A 3,191-nucleotide genomic window follows, 5' to 3' on the forward strand; every position below is an offset into this window, starting at 1 on the left:
CGCAGGCTCCAGGCGAGGAAATAGGGATCGAGGCGCAGCCTGACCTTGATGCCGAGATCATGGTTGTAGAGCCCGCGCAGGAAAGTCTTCAAAGCCGCCGGCGAGGCCCAGGCGGTGGCGTCACCCGGTGACACCAGGCCGGCATTGGACTGGCTGGTGCCTTGTGCCGCCGCCGGATGGCGCTCGATCACTGTCACCTCATGGCCGTCGCTGGCCAGATAATAGGCGGCCGCCGTACCGACGACACCGGCCCCGAGCACCGTTATTTTCATGCCATCCCCCAAGAGCTCCTCGCGGCGCGGCGCCTCCGCACCTTGCCGCGAAGGCCTTCAATAGCGCTTCGCTGCCCGCCTTGCGAGCCCTTGGGAGAACCCGGCTCAGCCGCGCGCGGAGTTCTTGCCGGTCAAGATGCGCTCCCAGGCGAGCGCGTCGGCGACGATCTGGTCGAGATCGTCGCGTTGCGGGGTCCAGCCGAGCTCGGCGCGGGCGAGATCCGAATTGGCAACCACCGCCGCGGCATCGCCAGGACGACGGTCGCCCATCTTCACCTCGAAATCACGGCCAAAAGCGCGGCGCACGCTGTCAATGACCTCGAGCACCGAATAGCCATGGCTGTAGCCGCAATTGGCGACGAGGCTTTGTCCCCCGGCACGCAGCCGCTGCAAGGCCAGGCGATGCGCCGCCGCCAGGTCGCTGACGTGGATGTAGTCGCGCATGCAGGTGCCGTCCGGCGTCGGATAATCGGTGCCGAACACCTGCATGAACGGCCGCTTGCCAAGTGCCGTCTCGCAGGCGACCTTGATCAGATGGGTTGCGCCCGGCGTCGACTGGCCGGTGCGGCCCTTCGGGTCGGCGCCGGCGACGTTGAAGTAGCGCAGCGCGGTATAGCGCAGGCCATGCGCGATCGACGCGTCGCGCAGCATCCACTCACTCATCAGCTTGGACAGGCCATAGGGCGATTCCGGCGACAGGCGGGCGTCCTCGCGCACCGGCTCCAGGCCGGCTCCGCCATAGACGGCGGCAGTCGATGAAAAGATGAAATTGGGCACGCCTTCGCGCACCGCGGTTTCGATCAGCGTGCGCGTCTTCGAGGTGTTGTTCTCGTAGTAACTGAGCGGGTCGGCGACCGATTCCGGAACCACGATCGAGCCGGCGAAGTGAATGATCGCGTCGACCTTGTTCTCCCTGATGACCGAGCCGACCAATTCCCGGTCGGCAACGTCGCCGACGACCAGCCTTGCCTCGGGCGCCACCGCCCATTCGAAACCGGTGGAAAGGCGATCGAGGACGACCACGCCCTCGCCGGCATCAAGCAACTCCCAGACCATATGGCTGCCGATGTAACCGGCGCCGCCTGTAACCAAAACCGTCATCCGCTTCCTCGCTTATCCAAGATTTATCGGAAACTGTCTCAACCCCCGCTCTACTGGAAAGCCCGCCGCATAACCATTGAAACCGTGGTAACCGGCATCGCCGGCTAGTGGCATCGTCCTGAAACAAAGTTGATCCACATCAAGGGAATAGGCCACGATCCGTGATCGTTAGGAACAGGTCCGGGGCGTGGCATTTTGACCAAAAAGGCCAGGTGGACGACCAACAGGCCAATGATTATGATCCCGCGCAAAAATTGGGAAGCCTATATGAACTATCAGCGGTTCTTCGAGGAAGCGATCGACCAGCTCCATGCCGAGCGTCGCTACCGCGTTTTCGCCGACCTGGAGCGGATCGCGGGCAAGTTCCCGCGCGCCATCTGGCGTTCCAATGGCCGCGCCGAGGAAATCACCGTCTGGTGCTCCAACGACTATCTCGGCATGGGCCAGCATCCCGACGTCATCGCCGCGTTCCAGAATACCGCTGGCAAGATGGGTTCGGGCGCCGGCGGCACCCGCAACATTTCCGGCACCTCGAACCCGCTGGTCGAACTCGAGGTGGAGCTTGCCGACCTGCACGACAAGGAAGCGGCACTGGTCTTCACCTCCGGTTTCGTCTCCAACGAGGCCTCGATCTCGACCATCGCGAAGCTTTTGCCCAACTGCCTGATCATCTCGGACGAATTGAACCACGCCTCGATGATCGAAGGCGTGCGGCGTTCCGGCGCCGAGAAAAAGATCTTCCGCCACAACGACGTCGCGCATCTGGAAAGCCTTTTGCAGGCGGCGGGACGCGAACGCGCCAAGCTGATCGTCTTCGAAAGCGTCTACTCGATGGATGGCGACATCGCGCCGATCAAAGAGATCGTCGAGCTCGCCGAGCGCTACAACGCCATGACCTATATCGATGAGGTCCATGCCGTCGGCATGTACGGGCCGCGCGGCGGCGGCATCACCGAGCGCGAAGGCCTGGCCGACCGCATCGACATCATCGAAGGCACCCTGGCCAAGGCATTCGGCACGCTGGGCGGCTATATCACCGGCACCAGCGCCGTGATCGACGCCGTGCGTTCCTATGCGCCGGGCTTCATCTTCACCACGGCACTGCCGCCGGCGATCGCGGCTGCCGCGACCGCGTCGATCCGCCATCTCAAGCGCTCGCAGGCCGAGCGCGACGCCCAGCAGCAGCAGGCGAGCCGAACCAAGCAGATCCTGTCGGCCGCCGGCCTGCCGGTGATGGACTCGCCGACCCACATCGTGCCGCTGCTAGTCGGCGATCCCGAGGCCTGCAAGATGGCCAGCGACCGCCTGCTCGGCGTGCACGGCATCTACATCCAGCCGATCAACTACCCGACCGTGCCGCGCGGCACCGAGCGGCTGCGCATCACGCCGACGCCGTTCCACTCCGATGCACTGATCGCCGAATTGCAGGATGCGCTGGTCGAGACCTGGGATGCGCTCGGCATCCCCTATGGCTCCGCCGGGCGGCCTTCGGTAGCCAAGAGCGACCGCATCATTCCCCTGCTGGTCCCCAAGTCAGGCGGCTGAAGCCGTTGCTGGTTGCGCCTGTCGATTGCTTCCAACGCCGCGACGCTCCGACGTCACGGCATGGATCCTAGGGTCTCCGCGACGTCGCTTCGCGACTGCTACGCCCTAGGATGACGAAGCGTGGGGGCTTCTGGCTAGTCACAGAGTTGGAGTCTGGCATCGTAGCAATGGCCGACCTTCGAGGTTGGCCGAGGCATCTTTCTCTTCGTCATCCTAGGGCGAAGCAAGGAGCGAAGCGACGCGGCGCAGACCCTAGGATCCATGCCGTTACTG

At 64.2% G+C, this 3,191-nt stretch carries 3 protein-coding genes; 1 reads left to right on the forward strand and 2 read right to left on the reverse strand.

Annotated elements, in window-relative coordinates:
• Together EN939_RS26970 and galE are read right to left on the reverse strand one after the other, a co-directional pair.
• A partial coding sequence (locus EN939_RS26970; protein ID WP_127270793.1) for an FAD-dependent oxidoreductase occupies positions 1-272 on the reverse strand: 272 nt, incomplete at its 3' end.
• Between the two features lie 105 nt (positions 273-377).
• A complete protein-coding gene (gene galE, locus EN939_RS26975; protein WP_127270794.1) occupies positions 378-1,373 on the reverse strand; it encodes a UDP-glucose 4-epimerase GalE in 996 nt (331 codons plus the stop codon).
• A 267-nt stretch (positions 1,374-1,640) separates the two neighbouring features.
• Here galE and hemA point away from each other — a divergent pair, with 267 nt between their 5' ends.
• Positions 1,641-2,918 (forward strand): 5-aminolevulinate synthase, encoded by a 1,278-nt coding sequence (gene hemA, locus EN939_RS26980; RefSeq protein WP_127270796.1) that lies wholly within the window; start codon positions 1,641-1,643, stop codon positions 2,916-2,918.
• The last annotated feature ends 273 nt before the right edge of the window (positions 2,919-3,191 follow it).

The sequence above is a fragment of the Mesorhizobium sp. M7A.F.Ca.CA.002.05.1.1 genome, from assembly GCF_003998335.1.
In the GTDB taxonomy this organism is placed as follows: Bacteria; Pseudomonadota; Alphaproteobacteria; order Rhizobiales; family Rhizobiaceae; genus Mesorhizobium.

Bases quoted from the DNA above. Each gene is read 5' to 3' on its own strand.
- galE (WP_127270794.1), bottom strand. From the start codon at position 1,373: ATGACGGTTTTGGTTACAGGCGGCGCCGGTTACATCGGCAGCCATATG.
- hemA (WP_127270796.1), top strand. From the start codon at position 1,641: ATGAACTATCAGCGGTTCTTCGAGGAAGCGATCGACCAGCTCCATGCC.